The following is a 16,897-nucleotide window of genomic DNA, read 5'->3' as shown; positions in this document are numbered from 1 at the left end:
GGAGGGCGATGGCCCCGGCCCCGCAGACTGCGCGCGGGCCCGGGCAAACCCGTGGAGTTTAGCCACCGCGCCCGACGCGCAGCTGACCCCCTGGGCCATGCCCCGGCCCGGCCGGCGGCCGTGCGTCGTATCCTTGCGCATCTCCACAGGGGCGGGGGCGTGGCGCGATGTTCAGCATCTATGGCACGACAGGGCGGGTGTTTTCGGGCTCGCTGGAGCAGCTGCGGCGTGTGCCCGGCGTGGGCCAGGGCCTGCGCGTGGCCCCGGTGGACGACCGCGAGATCACCTTCGTCGGCGCGCTGGACGACGCCGGCCGGGCGGTGGAGCGCCAGGGCGAGCGTGCCGGCCAGGGAGCGGCACAGGCCCAGGCCGCCGTGCAGGCCCGCCGCGAGGCCATGGCCGCCTATGCGCCGGGCAGCGACGTGGCCCGCCACCGCATCACCACCGTGGCCGAGTTGATGAGCCACGACGTGCTGCTGCTGCCCGCCGATGCGCCACTGCGCCAGGCCTGGCAGATGCTGTCCGCGCGCGGTGTGGCCCAGGCGCCGGTGCGCGACGCCGACGGCCGCCTGGTGGGCCTGGCCCGGCTGGCCGACCTGGCGCCGCCGCCCTTCGTCGATCCGTCGCGGCTGGCGGCCTTCTGGGCGCAGCCGGTGTCGGCGCGCATGCGCACGCCGGTGCCCGCGGTGGATGCCGAGACCGATGTGCGCCGCCTGGCCCAGGTGCTGGCCGCCACCGGCCTGCCCGGCCTGCCGGTGGTGGACGACGGCGGCCAGATCCAGGGCTACATCGGCCGCGGCGACCTGATGCGCGCGCTGGCGGCCGATCCGCCGCTGGACCTCTGGGCCTGAGCGTCGGCCGGCCGGCGGGCCGGTGCCGCGCACCGCCGGGTCAGGCCAGGGCCGTGATGCGCCGCGCCTTGCCGCTGCGCCCATGGGCCGCGGGCACGCCGGCCTCGCCCAGCACGCGCGGGCGGTCCACGCCCTGGCGCAGCGCGAAGGCGGTGAGCACCTGGCAGCCGCGGGCCAGCGGGGCCGCCGCCTCGCTGGCCGGCAGCGGCAGCTGCAGCACCAGCGTGTGGCGGTCGCGCTGGGCCAGCGAGAAGTCGTACAGCCCGGCCTCCTCCTCCAGCACCGTGCTCAGGGCCAGCGGCAGCAGGCTCACCGGCCGGCCGTCCGCGCCGGCCATGCGCAGGCGGTCGTCGTGGCGGCCCTGCACCTGCACCACCGGCAGCGGTGAGCCGCAGGCGCAGCGCCCCGGCGCGAGCGTGATGCGGTCGCCCAGTTCGTAGCGGATCAGCGGCTGCACGCGGTTGGCCAGGTGGGTCAGCAGCGTGGTGGCCGATGGCGTGCCGGGCGGCACCGGGCGGTGCGCCTCGTCCACCGCCTCCAGGATCACCCAGTCGGCATTCACATGCAGTGCGCCGTGGGCGCACTCCCAGGCGATGGGCAGGAACTCCGAGGCGCCGTAGCTGTCGCGCACCGGGCAGCCCAGCTGCTGGGTGATGTGCGCACGCTGCGCCGCGCTGAGCGTCTCGCCGCCGGTCCACACGCAGCGCGGGCGGATGCGCAGCCGCCCGGCGGCGGCCTCGTCGGCCAGCAGCGCGGCCGCGGTGGGGTAGGTGGCCAGCTGGCTGGGCCGCAGCGTGTTCAGCTCGGCCACCAGCGCCGCCGTGGGCTGCAGGATCGACACGCAGGCCAGGGCGCCGCCACGCCAGGGCTGCAGGCTCTGCAGCCGCAGCAGGCTCTGCAGCCGCAGCAGGCTCACCAGGCTGGCGAAATGCCCGCCGGTGGCACCCAGGAACACCAGGCGCTCACCGGCCTGGGCCGGGTCGAGCCAGCGCCGCCAGGCCTGCGGCTCGCAGCGGCGCAGCGCCTCCAGCGCGTCGTACACGGCCAGCGTGGCCGCGTCCTGCACGAACACGCCGGGCTGGCCGCTGCTGCCCGAGCTCTCCCACACCTGGTAGCGGCCCAGCCAGGGCTCGGCGATGCGCGTGGGGTCGGCGATGAAGGCGCGCAGATCGGCCAGGCGCAGGGCGGGATCGGTGACCCAGCGGTCGAACTGCGCCATCAGCGCATCGCGCCGGTTCACCGGCAGCGCGGTCAGCGGTGTGCGCGTCGGGTCGATGCCGGCCAGTTGCTCGCGCATCAGCGGGCTGGCCTGCCGGGCATGGGCCAGCAGGGCCGCCAGGCGGCTGGCCTGGCGAGCGGCCAGGCGGGCCGGCGTGTCGCCGGCGGCTGCCAGCACATCCAGCGCCACGGCGCCGGCGCGCAGCGGGTCGAAGATCGGCGGCAAGGGCAATCTCCCAGCGGGGCGCGGCGCCCCTGGCCGCATCATGGCCCCGGCCAGGGTGCCGTGGCCGTCGGCAGGCCGTGCCAGGCGCGGGCGGCTTGCGCACGCTCAAGTCCTGGGGATGGCTGCCCAGACGTGTTGCGTTGCAGCATTGATCTTGGTCAGGCGCCGGGGCCTCCGGGCGGGCAGCATCGGGGCTGCCTGCCGGCGCCCGGCCGGCCCGTCGTACCCGGCGTCTGCCGCCCCCTTGCCCATGAGCATCCGCAACCTCGATTCCCTGTTCGACCCCGCCTCGGTGGCGGTGATCGGCGCCTCCGACCGGCCCGGCAGCGTGGGCTCGCTGGTGTGGCGCAACCTGCGCGCCGCGGGCTATGCCGGCGAACTGGTGGCGGTGAACCGCCGTGCGCAGACGCTGCACGCCAGCCGTGGCGCCAGCGGCCTGCCCGTCGTGGCCCGCGTGGCCGACCTGCCCACCGCGCCCGAGCTGGCCGTGGTGTGCACGCCGCCGGCCACGGTGCCGGGCCTGATCGCCGAGCTGGCCGAGCGCGGCACGCGCGCGGCGGTGGTGCTGTCGGCCGGGCTCGACGCCGCGCAGCGCCAGGCCATGCTGGACGCCGCGCGGCCGAAGCTGCTGCGCATCCTGGGCCCCAACTGCCTGGGTCTGCAGGTGCCGCGCCTGGGCCTGGATGCCAGCTTCGCGCACACCTGCGCGCTGCCGGGCGGGCTGGCCTTCGTGTCGCAGTCGGGCGCGCTGGTCACGGCCATGCTCGACTGGGCGCGCGGCCGCGGCATCGGCTTCTCGCAGGTGGTGTCGCTGGGCGAGCATGCGGATGTGGACTTCGGCGACATGCTCGACTGGCTGGCCAGCGACCCGCACACGCGGGCCATCCTGCTCTACATCGAGTCGGTCAGCTCGGCGCGCAAGTTCATGTCGGCGGCACGCGCCGCGGCGCGCAACAAGCCGGTCATCGTGGTCAAGGCCGGGCGTTCGGCGCAGGGGCAGAAGGCCGCCGCCTCGCACACCGGCGCGCTGGCCGGTGCCGACCAGGTGGTGGACGCCGCGATCCGCCGCGCCGGCATGCTGCGCGTGGACACGCTGGACGAGCTGTTCCTGGCCGCCGAGACGCTGGCGCGCTGGCGCGGCAACACGGCCGACGAACTGCTGGTCTTCACCAACGGCGGCGGCGCTGGCGTGATGGCCGCCGACGCGGCAGAGCACGAGGGCATCGCGCTGGCCGAGCTGTCGGCACCGGCCCGCGCGCGGCTGGATGCGGTGCTGCCCGCCAACTGGTCGCACGGCAACCCGCTGGACATCATCGGCGACGCGCCGGTGCAGCGTTATCTCGACACGCTGGACGCGCTGGACGGTGACGCCGCGGCCCGTGCGCTGCTGTTCGTGCACGCACCCACGGCCATCGTGCCCAGTGCCGAGATCGCCCGCGCGCTGGCGCCGCGCATGGCCTCGGCCCCGGGCCAGCCGGCGCGCGTGCTGGCCTGCTGGCTGGGCGGGCCGGCGGTGGCCGAGGCGCAGCAGGTTTTCGCCGAGGCCGGCATCGCCTGCTACGCCACGCCCGAGGAGGCGGTGCGCGCCTTCGCGATGGGCGTGGCCTACCGCCGCAACCAGGCCCAGCTGATCGAGACCCCGCCGGCCGCACCGCCGGGCACCGGGCCGGGCGAGGGCGCCGACCTGGCGGCCGCCCGCGCCATCGTGCGCGCGGCGCTGGCCGCCGGCCGCACCCGGCTCGACGAGCCCGAGGCCAAGGCCCTGCTGGCGGCCTACCGCATCCCGGTGGTGCTCACGCGCACCTGCGCGCCCACGCCCGAGGCGGCGGTGGCCGCGGCCGATCCGGCCCAGGGCGGGCCGGGTTATCCGGTGGCGCTGAAGATCCTGTCACCGCAGATCAGCCACAAGAGCGACGTGGGCGGCGTGGTGCTGGACATCGGCGACGCCGACGCGCTGCGAGCCGCGGCCGAGGCCATGCTGCGCCGCGTGGCCGAGCGCCGGCCCGAGGCGCAGATCAACGGCTTCACGGTGCAGCAACTGGTGCGCTGGCCGCAGGCGCGCGAGTTGATCGTGGGCGCCAGCATCGACCCGGTGTTCGGCCCGGTGATCCTGTTCGGCCAGGGCGGCACCGCGGTGGAACTGGTGGCCGACCGTGCCATCGGCCTGCCGCCGCTGAACGTGCCGCTGGCCCGCGCGCTGGTGGCGCGCACCCGCGTGGCGCGGCTGCTGGGCGCCTGGCGCGACACGCCGGCGGTGGACGAGGCGGCGCTGAACGGCGCGCTGATCGCGGTGTCGCAGTTGCTGGCCGACATCCCCGAGCTGGCCGAGCTGGATATCAACCCGCTGCTGGCCGATGCGCGCGGCGTGGTGGCGCTGGACGCGCGCGTGCGGCTGGACGCGGCCGGTCCGGCCGGTGCCGCGCACTTCGCGATCCTGCCTTACCCGCAGCAGTGGGTGGAGCGTGTGCAGTGGCAGGGCCGTGCGCTGACGTTGCGGCCCATCCGCCCCGAGGACGAGGCCCAGCACCTGGCCTTCCTGGCCGAGCTGGACCCCGAGGACGTGCGCATGCGCGTGTTCTACAGCCGCCGCAGCATCGAGCACAGCGAACTGGCGCGCCTGACCCAGGTGGACCATGCGCGCGAGATCGCCTTCGTGGCCACCGAGATCGGCGCCGATGGCGAGGAGCACACGCTGGGTGTGGCCCGCGCGGTGATCGACCCCGACAACCACGACGCCGAGTTCGGCATCATCGTGCGCTCGCAGCTCAAGGGCGCCGGCCTGGGCGAGCTGCTGATGCACAAGCTGATGCGCACGCTGAAGGAGCGCGGCACCCGCCGCCTGGTGGCCACCGTGCTGCGCGAGAACCAGCGCATGCTGGACCTGGCGCGCGCGCTGGGTTTCACACTCGAGCCGGCCTCGGCAGCCGGCGAGACGCGCGAGATCTGGTTGGCGCTTCAGTGATCCTCTTTGCCGTGCGGCATCAGCCGGTCGGCGGCGGCGATGGCCAGTGCGGAGAACAGGAACGCGATGTGGATCAGCGTCTGCCAGATCAGCACCTTCTCCTCGTAGTTGGCGGCGTTGATGAAGGTCTTGAGCAGGTGGATCGAGCTGATGCCGATGATGGCCGTGGCCAGCTTGACCTTCAGCACCGAGGCGTTCACGTGGCTCAGCCACTCGGGCTGGTCGGGATGGCCTTCGAGGCCCAGGCGCGAGACGAAGGTCTCGTAGCCGCCCACGATCACCATGATCAGCAGGTTGCTGATCATCACCACGTCGATCAGGCCCAGCACCACCAGCATGATGATGGTCTCGCTGAGGTTCTTGATCGGCTCGTAGCCCATCACCGTCTTGCCGTCGGGCGACATGATCGGCGCGCCCTTGTAGCCCAGGCTGTTGACCAGGCTGGCCAGCGCGCCCTGGTTGCCGAAGGCGGCCTCGATCAGGTGCACCAGCTCCACCCAGAAGTGGTAGACGTAGACCGCCTGCGCCAGGATCAGGCCCAGGTACAGCGGCAGCTGCAGCCAGCGGCTGGCAAAGATCAGCGACGCCAGCGTCGACAGTCGGGGGGCGGCGCCGGCAGCGCGTTGTGGGGTCTGTGCCATCGTGAAGCGGTGGGGTATGGGAAAAACCCGTGGATTCTAGGCAGCGCCTGTGTCACGCTGGCGCGGGTGAATCCCTTGTGGCGTCGTGGCGCCAGCGGGCGGGGCTGGCCCGAAGTTTGCCCTGTCAGGGCCAGAGTAAGGGGTTCGTAAGAGCCCCTGCCTAACGTGCGAGCATCACGCGATGCCCCACCGAGGGCCAACGTTGAAGAGTCCGTTCGACATCCATCCAGGAGACGTGCATGAGTGCCACCGAAGGTTCCACCGAACTGAAGATCTACCAGCCGCCCGCCGCCCTGGCCGGCAGCGCCCATGTCTCCGGGATGGCCGCTTACGAGGCCATGTGCCAGGCCGCCGAGGCCGACTACGAAGGCTTCTGGGCCGGCCACGCCCGTGAGCTGCTGAGCTGGAAGACGCCGTTCACCAAGGTGCTCAACGAGAGCGAGGCGCCGTTCTTCAAGTGGTTCGAGGACGGCACGCTGAACGCCAGCTACAACTGCCTCGATCGCAACATCGAGCGTGGCCTGGGCGACAAGACGGCCATCATCTTCGAGGCCGACGGTGGCGAGGTCACCAAGGTCACCTACAAGGAACTGCTGGCCAAGACCTGCCAGATCGCCAACGGCCTGAAGAGCCTGGGCATCAAGAAGGGCGACCGCGTGGTGATCTACATCGCCATGTCGATCGACGGCGTGGCCGCCATGCAGGCCTGCGCGCGCATCGGCGCCACGCACTCGGTGGTGTTCGGCGGCTTCTCGGCGCAGAGCCTGCGCGACCGCATCGAGGACACCGGCGCCGTGGCCGTGATCACCGCCGACAACCAGGTGCGCGGCGGCAAGCAGTTGCCGCTCAAGAGCATCGTCGACGAAGCCCTGGCGCTGGGCGGCTGCGACTCGGTGAAGAACGTGCTGGTGGTCAAGCGCAGCGGCGCGGCCATCGCCATGACCGCCGGCCGCGACCTGTGGATGGCCGACGTGGTGGCCAGCCAGCCCACCAGCTGCGAACCCGAGTGGGTGAGCGCCGAGCACCCGCTGTTCCTGCTGTACACCAGCGGCTCCACCGGCAAGCCCAAGGGCGTTCAGCACAGCACCGGCGGCTACCTGCTGCATGCCGCGCTGACCACCAAGCTCACCTTCGACTTGAAGGCCGACGACGTGTTCTGGTGCACGGCCGACATCGGCTGGGTCACCGGCCACACCTACATCACCTACGGCCCGCTGGCACTCGGCGGCACCGAGATCGTGTTCGAGGGCGTGCCCACCTACCCGGATGCCGGCCGCTTCTGGAAGATGATCCAGGACCACAAGGTCAGCATCTTCTACACCGCGCCCACCGCCATCCGCAGCCTGATCAAGGCCGCCGAGGCCAACGACGCGGTGCATCCCAAGAGCTACAACCTCAGCAGCCTGCGCATCCTGGGCTCGGTGGGCGAGCCGATCAACCCGGCCGCCTGGGAGTGGTACCACCAGCACGTGGGCGGCGGCCGCTGCCCCATCGTCGACACCTTCTGGCAGACCGAGACCGGCGGCCACATGATCACCCCGCTGCCGGGCGCCACGCCGCTGGTGCCGGGCTCGTGCACGCTGCCCTTCCCGGGCATCCAGGCCGCCGTGGTCGATGAAACCGGCAAGGACGTGCCCTGGGGCCAGGGCGGCATCCTGGTGGTCAAGAAGCCGTGGCCGTCGATGATCCGCACCATCTGGGGCGACCCCGAGCGCTTCAAGAAGAGCTACTACCCCGAGGACTTCAAGGGCAAGTACTACCTCGCGGGCGACGGCGCCATCCGTGACGCCAAGACCGGCTACTTCACCATCACCGGCCGCATCGACGACGTGCTGAACGTCAGCGGCCACCGCATGGGCACGATGGAGATCGAAAGCGCCCTGGTCAGCTGCACCGAGCTGGTGGCCGAGGCCGCCGTGGTCGGCCGCCCCGACGACACCACCGGCGAGGCCATCTGCGCCTTCGTGGTGCTCAAGCGTCCGCGTCCCACCGGCGACGAGGCCAAGGCGATTGCCAAGCAGCTGCGCGACTGGGTGGGCAAGGAAATCGGCCCGATCGCCAAGCCCAAGGACATCCGCTTCGGCGACAACCTGCCCAAGACCCGCAGCGGCAAGATCATGCGCCGCCTGCTGCGCAGCCTGGCCAAGAACGAGGCCATCACGCAGGACACCAGCACGCTGGAGAACCCGGCCATCCTGGAACAGCTGGGCGACAACCACTGATCCCGGTACGGCTGCCGCGGTGGCGGCGGTTTGCAGCAAGGGGCGCTACGGCGCCCCTTCTTCATGGCGCCGGGCGGATCAGGACAGCTGGCTCAGCGCCCATTGCAGCGCGCGTGCGTCGCTGCTGGCGCGGTGGCGCGTGATGCCCAGCGTGGTGAAGGCCTGGCGGCGCAGGTTGTCGAGCTGCGACATGCGCTGCGCATCCAGCAGCGTGCTCACCGCCTCCAGCCGGAAGCTGGGCGACAGCGCCGCGCAGTCGAACAGCCGGGCCAGCCAGGGGTAGTCATGGGCCCAGGCGTCGGTGTAGACGGTCAGGCCGGCCAGATCGGCGTTCAGCCGCTGTGCCACCTCGGCTGGCGGTCGGCCGTGGCTGGCCAGCATCGCGCGGCTGATGCCGTGCACCTGCTCGGCGCCGGTGTCCCAGTGCTGCCAGTCGGGGGCCGGCTGCACCAGCGTGCACCAGGCGCGGCCGTCGGCATGGGCATAGCCCACCTCCACCGGGTAGCTGCCGCGGCCGAAGCCCGAGGCCTCGATGTCGATCACGCAGGGGGCGGGGGCAGCGGGGCGTTGCATGCCCCCGACGATAACCCGCGTCCGGCAGGGGCCCGGCCGGCAGGCCCATTGCCGGGGGGATGGGCCGCAGGGATGGGCCGGAAACGACACAGCCCCGCGGAGCGGGGCTGTGGGCTGCGGGGCGGCGGCCTGGGTGCCGGGGTGTCAGCCCCGGTGGCCGCCGCGGGTGGCGATCACTTGATCGACATCACCCAGGTGGCCAGCTGCTTGGCTTCCTCGGCGTTGACCTGGGGGTTGGCCGGCATCGGCACCTGGCCCCACACGCCCGTGCTGCCCTTCTGGATCTTCTCGGCCAGCTTGGCCACGGCGTCCTTCTGGCCGGCGTACTTGGCAGCCACGTCCTTGTAGGCCGGGCCGACCAGCTTCTTGTCGGTGGCGTGGCAGGCCAGGCAGCTCTTCTTCTGAGCCAGTTCCTGGTTGGCGAAGGCGGGCGCTGCCACCAGGGCGGCGGCTGCGGCGGCGAGCAGGGCAAACTTCTTCATGGTGTCCTTTCGGTGGATCGTGGCGGGCAGGGCTGAGCTACAGTCTCCGCAACGGATTCTAGAGCGCGCCGGTTGACGCCAGCCTGTCGAGATGCGGCGCGTCACACAGAGGTGTCGGGATGTTCTTCGTGCTGCTGGGCCTGCTGCTGCTGGCCCTGAAACTGTTCGCCCTCGGGCCGGTGGCGCTGTGGCCCTGGTGGGCCGTGTTGCTGCCCTTCGGCCTGGCCGCGTTGTGGTGGGCCATTGCCGACCAGACCGGCATCACGCAGCGCCGCGCCATGCGCCGCGAGGAAGAGCGCGTGCGCCGCCGCCGCGAGGCGCAGGCCGAGCACCTGGGGCTGCGGCTGCCCGATGCGGGCCGCCGCGGCAACCGTCCGGCGCCGCCCGCCGACAGTGAGCAACGGCCCGGCGCCTGATCGCCACGGCCCACGCGCCACGCCGCCACGCCGCCACCTGGCCGGCGGACAATCCGCCGCCGCCACCGTCCCCACGCCTGATCCGAGAGACCGCCCGCCATGCTGGTGCACCCGCAGTTCGACCCCATTGCCCTGGCCCTCGGCCCGGTGCAGATCCACTGGTACGGCCTGACCTATCTGGTGGCCTTCGCGCTGTTCATGCTGCTGGCCGGCTGGCGTGTGCGCCAGCCCTGGTATGCCCAGGCCGGCTGGACCCGGCGCGACGTGGAGGACCTGCTGTTCTGGGGCGTGCTGGGCGTGGTGCTGGGCGGGCGCATCGGCTATGCGCTGTTCTACAAGCCCGGCCATTACCTGGCCAACCCGCTGGAGATCGCCGCGGTGTGGAAGGGTGGCATGTCCTTCCATGGCGGCATGCTGGGCGTGATCCTGGCGATGGTGGGCTTTGCGCGTTCACGCGGCCGCTCGTGGCTGGAGGTCACCGACCTGATCGCCCCGGCCGTGCCCACCGGCCTGGCCAGCGGGCGCATTGGCAACTTCATCAACGGCGAGCTGTGGGGCCGCCAGGCCGATGCCTCCCTGCCCTGGGCCATGGTGTTCCCGCAGTCGGGCGTGGACATCCCGCGCCACCCGTCGCAGCTCTACCAGTTCGCGCTGGAGGGCGTGCTGCTGTTCGTGCTGCTGTGGCTGTATGCGCGCAAGCCGCGTGCGATGGGCCAGGTGTCGGGCGCCTTCCTGTTCGGCTACGGCGTGTTCCGCTTCGTGGCCGAATACTTCCGCGAGCCCGATGCCCACCTGGGCCTGCTGGCCCTGGGCATGAGCATGGGCCAGTGGCTGTGCGTGCCGATGATCGCAGGCGGCGCTCTGCTGTGGGCCTGGGCCACGCGGCGTGACGCGCCGCCGGCCGTGGCGCCCGCGGCCCGCTGAGCCCCTCGGCCATGACCGGCACACCGCCAGCCTGGCAACTGCTGCCGGCCAGCGCCGACGACTTCGACGCGCTGGCCGAACTGCGCATTGCCGCGATGCGCGAGAGCCTGGAGCGCGTGGGCCGCTTCGACCCGCAGCGCGCCCGCGAGCGACTGCGCGCCGGCTTCTCGCCCGCGCACACGCGCCACATCGTTGCGGGCGGGCAGCGCGTGGGCTTCGTCGTCGTGCTGCCCCAGCCGGTCAGTGACGACGCGCCCGCGCACTGGCGGCTCGAGCACCTGTACCTGCACCCCGATGCGCAAGGCCGCGGCCTGGGTGCGGCGGTGCTGCGGCAGGTGATGGCCGAGGCCGACGCCGCCGGCCTGGAGCTGCGCCTGGGCGCGCTGCGCGACAGCGACGCCAACCGCTTCTACCTGCGCCACGGCTTCGCGCTGATCGGCCGCAGCGAATTCGACAACCACTACCGGCGGCTGGCCCCACGCTAGCATTCGCCCCATGCGACAGATCTTCCTGGACACCGAAACCACCGGCCTCGAGGCCAACAACGGCGATCGCCTGGTCGAGATCGGCTGCATCGAGATGGAGAACCGCCGGCTCACCGGCAACACGCTGCACCTCTACATCAACCCCGAGCGCAAGGGCAACGAAGAGGCCATCCGCGTGCACGGCCTGACCGACGACTTCCTGGCCGACAAGCCCAAGTTCGGCGAGGTGGCGCAGCAGGTGGTCGACTTCATCCGCGGCGCCGAGCTGATCATCCACAACGCGGCCTTCGACGTGGGCTTCCTCGATGCCGAGTTCGCGCGCTGCAAGCTGGGCAAGACGGCGCAGATCGCCGGCAAGGTGACCGACACCCTGCTGATGGCGCGCGAGATGTACCCCGGCAAGGCCAACTCGCTGGACGCGCTGTGCCGCCGCCTGGAGGTGGACAACACGCACCGCACCTTCCACGGCGCGCTGCTGGACGCCGGGCTGCTGGCCGAGGTGTACATCCGCCTCACCCGCGGCCAGGATTCGCTGGTCATCCATGACGACGAGGGCGGCACCGGCGTCCAGGCCACCAGCGCGGCGGCGGTCGACTTCAGCCAGTTCACGCTGGCCGTGCTGGACCCCACGCCGGAAGAGCTGGCCGCGCACGAGGCGCAACTGGCCGATCTGGACAAGGCCAGCGGTGGCAAAACGCTGTGGCGCGCGGTACTGCCGAAACCCGCTGAAGCTGTGGCACAATAGCGGGCTCACCCGGACTCTGACTGATCAGAGACCAACGCACGCGGGGCGGTTAGCTCAGCGGTAGAGCACTGCCTTCACACGGCAGGGGTCGCAGGTTCGAACCCTGCACCGCCCACCACGATGCGTTGATTTCCGCCAGATTTCCGGGCGGTTAGCTCAGCGGTAGAGCACTGCCTTCACACGGCAGGGGTCGCAGGTTCGAACCCTGCACCGCCCACCAAGCACAAGCCCCGCAGGTTGCAAGACCTGCGGGGTTTCGTCTTTGGCGCCGGCGCTTCAGCCGATCTGCAACACCACGTTGCCCACGGTGCGCCCGCTCTCCACAGCGCGGTGCGCCTCGGCGATGCGGTCCAGCGGCAGGCGCAGCGCAATGGCGTGCTGCAGCACCCCGCGGCGCAGCAGGCCATCCAGCGTGGTGATGGCGCGGTGGCGGTCGGCCAGGCTGAGGTGGTAGACGATGAAGAAGCGCAGGCCCACGTTGCCCGCGATCAGCGGGAAGAAGGGCAGGGTCACTTCGCGCTGGCCGCTGCCGTAGACCACGATCAGGCCGTCGGGCCGCAGCGCCTGCAGGTTGGTGGCGGCATTGGCGGCGATGTCGACCTCGATGATGCGGTCCACGCCCTGGCCGCCGGTGGCCTCGCGCACGCGCTCGGCCACGTTGTCGGTCTTGTAGTCGATGGCCAGGTCAGCGCCGGCGGCGCGGGCGATGGCCGCCTTCTCGGCCGAACTGACCGTGGCGATGACCTGGCGCGCGCCCAGCAGCCGCGCGAACTGCACCGCGTAGTGGCCCACCGCGCCGGCGCCGCCGGCCACCAGCACGCTCTGGCCTTCGATGCCGCCATCGGTGAGCACCGCCTGCAGCGCGGTGAGCGCCGGGATGCCCAGGCAGGCGCCGGCCTCGCCGCTGGTGCCATCCGGCAAGGGCACGGCCTGGGCGGCCGGCAGCACGATGGCCTGGGCCGCGGTGCCGAAGGGCCGGCCCCAGGCCGCGTTCCACAGCCACGCGCGCTGACCGATGCGCGCCGGATCGACGCCCGCGCCCACGGCCTCGATCACGCCCATGCCGTCGCTGTGCGGCACGATGCGCGCGAAGGGCAGCGTGGGCCCGCGCGAGCCGGCGCGGCCCTTCACGTCGGACGGGTTCACGCCCGACCATTGCAGCGCCACCTTCACCTCGCCCGGGCCGGGCACGGGGTCGGCCAGGTCGCCCAGCACCAGCACCTCGTCGGCCGGGCCGGGGCGTTCATAAAAGGCTGCGCGCATGGGGGGTCTCCTCGTGTCGGGGGCGGGCTTCAGGGGCGGGCTTGATCCTGCGCATTGTGACCAGCGCCCGCATGACCCTGGCGGGCGCTTCGGGGGACGCCCTGACCCGCGCAGGGCCTAGGATGCGGGGCATGAAATCCACCGTGTCGCGTGACCAATCCCTGGGCGAGGAAATCGCCAACGCCATCAGCCACGGGCTGGGCTGCCTGCTGGCGGTGGCCTCGCTGCCCATCCTGGTGCAGGCGGCGCTGCAGCGTGGCGGCACGGCCCAGGTGGTGGCGGCCAGCCTGTTTGCCGGCACGATGATCGTGCTGTACCTCGTGTCCACGCTGTACCACGCGCTGCCGGCTGGGCGTGCCAAGCACTGGTTCAACCGCATGGACCATGCGGCGATCTACCTGTTCATCGCCGGCAGCTACATGCCCTACTTGCTGGGCGTGCTGCGCGGCGCCTGGGGCTGGACGCTGTTCGGCATCGTGTGGAGCGCGGCGGCCTTCGGCATCGCGGCCAAGCTGTTCAACCGGCTGCGCCATCCGCTGTGGTCCACCGGCCTGTACGTGGCCATGGGCTGGGTGGCGCTGATCGCCGCGGCGCCGCTGGTGCAGCGCCTGCCCGGCGATGCGCTGGCCTGGCTGGTGGGCGGCGGCGTGGCCTACACGCTGGGTGCGGTGGTGTTCCTGCTGGACGAGCGGGTGCGCTATGCGCACTTCGTCTGGCACCTGTTCGTGATGGCTGGCAGCGCATGCCACGTGGTGGCCGTGCTGGTTGCGCCGGCCGCTGTGGTGGCTGCCGCCTGAGGCCGCAGCCACCGCCGCTCACTGCCCCAGCAGCGCCCGCGACTTGGCCTTCACCTTGCGCATGCCGCCCAGCCAGCGGTCGATGTCGTTGGCCTTGTGGCGCACGTAATCGGCCACCTCGGGGTGGGGCAGGATCAGAAAGGTCTCGGCGCGGATCACCTTGACGATCTCGTCGGCCACCTGCTCGGGCTCGAGCATGCCGTCCTGCAGGAAGCTCTTGCGGTCGCCCTCGGCGCCCATCAGCATCGGCGTGCGCACGCCCTGCGGGCACAGGCAACTGACGCGCAGGCCCTCGTGGCCGTGGTTGATGGCCAGCCATTCGGCAAAGGCCACGGCGCCATGCTTGGTGACGGCATAGGTGGGTGAGTCCACATGCGACAGCAGGCCGGCGGCCGAGGCCGTGCTGAGGAAGTAGCCGCCGCCGTTGGCCACCATCTGCGGCACCACGGCGCGCGCCGCGTACACATGGGCCATCAGGTTCACGTCCCAGCAGCGCTGCCAGCTCTCGTTGGGCGCATCCAGGCCGCCGGGCAGCGCGATGCCGGCGTTGGCGAAGAACACGTCCACCCGGCCGAAGCGCTGGATGGCGCCCTGCACCAGGGCCTGCACTTCGGCCTCCACGCCCACGTCGCAGGCCACGGCCTGGGCCGTGGTGTGCTGCACCAGCGTGGCGGCGGTGGCGGCCGCGCCGGCCTGGTTGCGATCGGCCACGATGATGGCCGCCGGCTTCTCCTGCGCGAAGCGCCGGCACGCCGCCGCACCGATGCCCGAGCCTCCGCCGGTGACGATGATGACCTTGTCCTTCAGTTCCATGGTGTGCCTTCTCAGAGCGTCTGTGCCAAGGCCCAGGCTTGCTCGGCCAGTGGCCGCGCGCGCTTGCCGGCTTCCAGCGCACGGGCGTTCGAGGCATTGCCCTGCAGCGCGCGTGCCAGGATGCCCTGCAGGATGCCGGCCAGGCGGAACATGTTGAACACCAGGTAGTAGTTCCAGTCGGCCGCGCTGATGCTGCCGGCCGGGCGGCCGGTGCGCTGCAGATAGCGTTCCAGGTACGCGGCTTCGGTCGGGATGCCCAGTCCGGCGAAATCGGCGCCCAGCAGGCCACGGTTGTTGGCGCCGTTGGCCATGTGCCAGGTCATGCAGTGGTAGGCGAAGTCGACCAGCGGATGGCCCAGCGTGGAGAGCTCCCAGTCCAGCACCGCCAGGATGCGCGGCTCGGTGGGGTGGAAGATCACGTTGTCGAAGCGGTAGTCGCCGTGCACCACGCGCGTCTCGTCACCGGCCGGAATGCGCGCCGGCAGCCACTCGATCAGCCGGTTCATGGCCTCGATGGGCTCGGTCTCGGCGGCGCGGTACTGCTTGGTCCAGCGGTCGACCTGGCGGGCCACGTACTGGCCGGGCTTGCCGTAGTCGCCCAGGCCCACGGCCTGCACGTCCACGCAGTGCAGCGCGGCCATCACGCGGCCCAGTTCGTCGTAGTGGGCGGTGCGCTGTTCGGGTGTCATGCCCGGCAGCGTGGGGTCCCACAGCACGCGGCCGTCCACGCAGTCCATCAGGTAGAACATCGAGCCGATGACGGCCGTGTCTGTGCACAGCGCCCAGGGCCTGGCCACCGGCACATCGGTGCCGTGCAGCGCGCTGATGACCTTGAACTCGCGGTCCACCGCGTGCGCCGACGGCAGCAGGTTGCCGGGCGGCTTGCGGCGCAGCACGTAGCGGTGGCCATCGGCCGTGACCTGGAACGTGGGGTTGGATTGCCCGCCCTTGAACTGCTCGACCGTGACCGTGCCGTCGAAGCCCGGCACGCGCTGGTCACGTGCCCAGGCCGACAGCGCGGCCACGTCGAACGCGTGCTGGGGCGAGACCGGCTTGGTGCCGGTGAAGTGGTCGTACTCGTCAGCCATCGTCAGGCCACTTCGAACAGGCCGGCCGCGCCCTGGCCGCCGCCGATGCACATGGTGACGACCACGTACTTGGCGCCGCGGCGCTTGCCCTCGATCAGCGCATGGCCGGTCAGCCGCGCGCCGCTCACGCCGTAGGGATGGCCCACGGCGATGGCGCCGCCGTTGACGTTCAGCAGTTCGTCGGGGATGCCCAGCTTGTCGCGGCAGTACAGCACCTGGCAGGCGAAGGCCTCGTTCAGCTCCCACAGGCCGATGTCGGACACCTTCAGGCCGGCGCGCTGCAGCAGGCGCGGCACCGCGAACACCGGGCCGATGCCCATTTCATCCGGCTCGCAGCCGGCGATGGCGAAGCCGCGGAAGATGCCCAGCGGCTGCAGGCCACGCTGCTCGGCCAGCTTGCCGTTCATCACCACCACGGCCGAAGCGCCGTCCGAGAACTGGCTCGCATTGCCGGCGGTGACGATGCCGCCCGGCAGGGCCGAGCGCAGGCCGCTGATCGATTCCAGCGTGGTGTCGGCGCGGATGCCTTCGTCGCTGTCGATCGTGACTTCCTTGCGCGTCAGGCGGCCGGTGGCCTTGTCGACCACGCCCATCACGGTGGTCATCGGCACGATCTCGTCGGCGAACTTGCCGGCGGCCTGGGCCGCCGCGGCGCGCTGCTGGCTGCGCACGCCGTATTCGTCCTGCGCCAGCTTGGTGATGCCGTAGCGCTTGATGACCTGTTCGGCCGTCTGCAGCATGTTCCAGTACAGCTCGGGCTTGTGCTCGGCCAGCCAGGGGTCCACGCGCATGTGCTTGTTGGCCTCGTTCTGCACGCAGCTGATGCTCTCGACACCGCCGGCCGCGATGGCCGGGCAGCCTTCGGTCATCACGCGCTGGGCCGCCAGCGCAATGCTCTGCAGGCCCGACGAGCAGAAGCGGTTGATGGTCAGGCCGGCGGTGGTGACCGGCAGGCCGGCACGCAACGCGATGGCGCGGGCGATGTTGCCGCCCGTGGTGCCTTCGCCGAAGGTGCCGCCCATGATCACGTCCTCGATCTCGGCCGGATCCAGGCCCGAGCGCGCGACGGCGTGTTGCACCGCATGGCCGCCCAGCGTGGCGCCATAGGTCATGTTGAAGGCGCCTTTCCAGCTCTTGGCCAGGCCGGTGCGGGCGGTGGAGACAATGACAGCGTCAACCATGGTGGTGGTC

General features: G+C 71.7%; 16 protein-coding genes and 2 tRNA genes. 10 read left to right on the top strand and 8 right to left on the bottom strand.

Features of this window, described 5'->3' with window-relative positions; all coding sequences use genetic code 11:
• Window positions 1–167 precede the first annotated feature (167 nt).
• The gene (locus tag AACH10_RS02440) at window positions 168–851 is read left to right on the top strand and encodes a CBS domain-containing protein (protein WP_341408760.1); all 684 of its coding nucleotides are present in this window, start codon (window positions 168–170) and stop codon (window positions 849–851) included.
• 40 nt (window positions 852–891) lie between these two features.
• On the opposite strand, the gene AACH10_RS02435 is transcribed toward AACH10_RS02440, so the two are convergent.
• Entirely contained in the window at window positions 892–2,295 is a 1,404-nt protein-coding gene (locus AACH10_RS02435; RefSeq protein ID WP_341408759.1) for a phenylacetate--CoA ligase family protein, read from the bottom strand.
• Between the two features lie 250 nt (window positions 2,296–2,545).
• On the opposite strand from AACH10_RS02435, the gene AACH10_RS02430 reads away from it, so the two are divergent.
• Window positions 2,546–5,257, top strand: coding sequence for a bifunctional acetate--CoA ligase family protein/GNAT family N-acetyltransferase (locus AACH10_RS02430; protein ID WP_341408758.1), 2,712 nt, complete (start codon window positions 2,546–2,548; stop codon window positions 5,255–5,257).
• On the opposite strand, the gene AACH10_RS02425 is transcribed toward AACH10_RS02430, so the two are convergent.
• Entirely contained in the window at window positions 5,251–5,898 is a 648-nt protein-coding gene (locus AACH10_RS02425; protein WP_341408757.1) for a TIGR00645 family protein, read from the bottom strand. The genes AACH10_RS02430 and AACH10_RS02425 overlap by 7 nt on opposite strands.
• 239 nt (window positions 5,899–6,137) lie before the next feature.
• Here AACH10_RS02425 and acs point away from each other — a divergent pair, with 239 nt between their 5' ends.
• Complete coding sequence (acs, locus tag AACH10_RS02420) at window positions 6,138–8,120, top strand: acetate--CoA ligase (protein ID WP_341408756.1); 1,983 nt, start codon at window positions 6,138–6,140, stop codon at window positions 8,118–8,120.
• A 78-nt stretch (window positions 8,121–8,198) separates the two neighbouring features.
• Here acs and AACH10_RS02415 read toward each other — a convergent pair whose 3' ends face one another.
• Together AACH10_RS02415 and AACH10_RS02410 are read right to left on the bottom strand one after the other, a co-directional pair.
• Window positions 8,199–8,693, bottom strand: coding sequence for a 3'-5' exonuclease (locus AACH10_RS02415; RefSeq protein WP_341408755.1), 495 nt, complete (start codon window positions 8,691–8,693; stop codon window positions 8,199–8,201).
• Window positions 8,694–8,866: 173 nt separating this feature from the next.
• Window positions 8,867–9,175, bottom strand: coding sequence for a c-type cytochrome (locus AACH10_RS02410; RefSeq protein WP_341408754.1), 309 nt, complete (start codon window positions 9,173–9,175; stop codon window positions 8,867–8,869).
• Window positions 9,176–9,294: 119 nt separating this feature from the next.
• Between AACH10_RS02410 and AACH10_RS02405 the strand changes: the two genes are divergently transcribed.
• The 6 genes from AACH10_RS02405 (at window position 9,295) to AACH10_RS02380 (ending at window position 11,965) form a co-directional block, all read left to right on the top strand.
• Window positions 9,295–9,591, top strand: a complete 297-nt coding sequence (locus AACH10_RS02405) for a TIGR04438 family Trp-rich protein (RefSeq protein WP_341408753.1) — start codon at window positions 9,295–9,297, stop codon at window positions 9,589–9,591.
• A gap of 99 nt (window positions 9,592–9,690) precedes the next feature.
• Window positions 9,691–10,515 (top strand): prolipoprotein diacylglyceryl transferase, encoded by an 825-nt coding sequence (gene lgt / locus AACH10_RS02400; protein ID WP_341408752.1) that lies wholly within the window; start codon window positions 9,691–9,693, stop codon window positions 10,513–10,515.
• 11 nt (window positions 10,516–10,526) lie between these two features.
• Window positions 10,527–11,000, top strand: coding sequence for a GNAT family N-acetyltransferase (locus AACH10_RS02395; protein ID WP_341408751.1), 474 nt, complete (start codon window positions 10,527–10,529; stop codon window positions 10,998–11,000).
• A 10-nt stretch (window positions 11,001–11,010) separates the two neighbouring features.
• Entirely contained in the window at window positions 11,011–11,745 is a 735-nt protein-coding gene (dnaQ, locus tag AACH10_RS02390; protein ID WP_341408750.1) for a DNA polymerase III subunit epsilon, read from the top strand.
• Between the two features lie 43 nt (window positions 11,746–11,788).
• Window positions 11,789–11,863, top strand: a tRNA-Val gene (locus AACH10_RS02385).
• Window positions 11,864–11,890: 27 nt separating this feature from the next.
• Window positions 11,891–11,965: transfer RNA gene (locus tag AACH10_RS02380), tRNA-Val, on the top strand.
• A gap of 56 nt (window positions 11,966–12,021) precedes the next feature.
• On the opposite strand, the gene AACH10_RS02375 is transcribed toward AACH10_RS02380, so the two are convergent.
• Window positions 12,022–13,008 carry an NADPH:quinone reductase gene (locus AACH10_RS02375; RefSeq protein ID WP_341408749.1) on the bottom strand — a complete coding sequence of 329 codons (987 nt, stop codon included), beginning with the start codon at window positions 13,006–13,008 and terminating at the stop codon, window positions 12,022–12,024.
• 131 nt (window positions 13,009–13,139) lie between these two features.
• Between AACH10_RS02375 and trhA the strand changes: the two genes are divergently transcribed.
• Window positions 13,140–13,805, top strand: coding sequence for a PAQR family membrane homeostasis protein TrhA (gene trhA / locus AACH10_RS02370; protein WP_423228546.1), 666 nt, complete (start codon window positions 13,140–13,142; stop codon window positions 13,803–13,805).
• Window positions 13,806–13,823: 18 nt separating this feature from the next.
• On the opposite strand, the gene AACH10_RS02365 is transcribed toward trhA, so the two are convergent.
• Genes AACH10_RS02365 through AACH10_RS02355 form a run of 3 tightly spaced genes read right to left on the bottom strand, consistent with a single transcriptional unit; the run spans window position 13,824 to window position 16,887 of the window.
• Window positions 13,824–14,618 (bottom strand): SDR family oxidoreductase, encoded by a 795-nt coding sequence (locus AACH10_RS02365; protein WP_341408747.1) that lies wholly within the window; start codon window positions 14,616–14,618, stop codon window positions 13,824–13,826.
• A gap of 11 nt (window positions 14,619–14,629) precedes the next feature.
• Window positions 14,630–15,706, bottom strand: a complete 1,077-nt coding sequence (locus AACH10_RS02360) for a phosphotransferase (protein ID WP_341408746.1) — start codon at window positions 15,704–15,706, stop codon at window positions 14,630–14,632.
• A gap of 2 nt (window positions 15,707–15,708) precedes the next feature.
• Window positions 15,709–16,887, bottom strand: coding sequence for an acetyl-CoA C-acyltransferase (locus tag AACH10_RS02355; protein ID WP_341408745.1), 1,179 nt, complete (start codon window positions 16,885–16,887; stop codon window positions 15,709–15,711).
• Window positions 16,888–16,897: the final 10 nt, after the last annotated feature.

It is taken from the genome of Pseudaquabacterium inlustre, from assembly GCF_038066595.1.
GTDB lineage: Bacteria > Pseudomonadota > Gammaproteobacteria > Burkholderiales > Burkholderiaceae_C > Pseudaquabacterium > Pseudaquabacterium inlustre.
The sequence above is the reverse complement of the archived record's forward strand: the minus strand, read 5'-3'. Positions and strand labels throughout refer to the sequence as shown.

Bases quoted from the DNA above. Each gene is read 5' to 3' on its own strand.
- AACH10_RS02440 (WP_341408760.1), top strand. From the start codon at position 168: ATGTTCAGCATCTATGGCACGACAGGGCGGGTGTTTTCGGGCTCGCTG.
- AACH10_RS02430 (WP_341408758.1), top strand. From the start codon at position 2,546: ATGAGCATCCGCAACCTCGATTCCCTGTTCGACCCCGCCTCGGTGGCG.
- AACH10_RS02425 (WP_341408757.1), bottom strand. From the start codon at position 5,898: ATGGCACAGACCCCACAACGCGCTGCCGGCGCCGCCCCCCGACTGTCG.
- acs (WP_341408756.1), top strand. From the start codon at position 6,138: ATGAGTGCCACCGAAGGTTCCACCGAACTGAAGATCTACCAGCCGCCC.
- AACH10_RS02415 (WP_341408755.1), bottom strand. From the start codon at position 8,693: ATGCAACGCCCCGCTGCCCCCGCCCCCTGCGTGATCGACATCGAGGCC.
- AACH10_RS02410 (WP_341408754.1), bottom strand. From the start codon at position 9,175: ATGAAGAAGTTTGCCCTGCTCGCCGCCGCAGCCGCCGCCCTGGTGGCA.
- AACH10_RS02405 (WP_341408753.1), top strand. From the start codon at position 9,295: ATGTTCTTCGTGCTGCTGGGCCTGCTGCTGCTGGCCCTGAAACTGTTC.
- lgt (WP_341408752.1), top strand. From the start codon at position 9,691: ATGCTGGTGCACCCGCAGTTCGACCCCATTGCCCTGGCCCTCGGCCCG.
- AACH10_RS02395 (WP_341408751.1), top strand. From the start codon at position 10,527: ATGACCGGCACACCGCCAGCCTGGCAACTGCTGCCGGCCAGCGCCGAC.
- dnaQ (WP_341408750.1), top strand. From the start codon at position 11,011: ATGCGACAGATCTTCCTGGACACCGAAACCACCGGCCTCGAGGCCAAC.
- AACH10_RS02375 (WP_341408749.1), bottom strand. From the start codon at position 13,008: ATGCGCGCAGCCTTTTATGAACGCCCCGGCCCGGCCGACGAGGTGCTG.
- trhA (WP_423228546.1), top strand. From the start codon at position 13,140: ATGAAATCCACCGTGTCGCGTGACCAATCCCTGGGCGAGGAAATCGCC.
- AACH10_RS02365 (WP_341408747.1), bottom strand. From the start codon at position 14,618: ATGGAACTGAAGGACAAGGTCATCATCGTCACCGGCGGAGGCTCGGGC.
- AACH10_RS02360 (WP_341408746.1), bottom strand. From the start codon at position 15,706: ATGGCTGACGAGTACGACCACTTCACCGGCACCAAGCCGGTCTCGCCC.
- AACH10_RS02355 (WP_341408745.1), bottom strand. From the start codon at position 16,887: ATGGTTGACGCTGTCATTGTCTCCACCGCCCGCACCGGCCTGGCCAAG.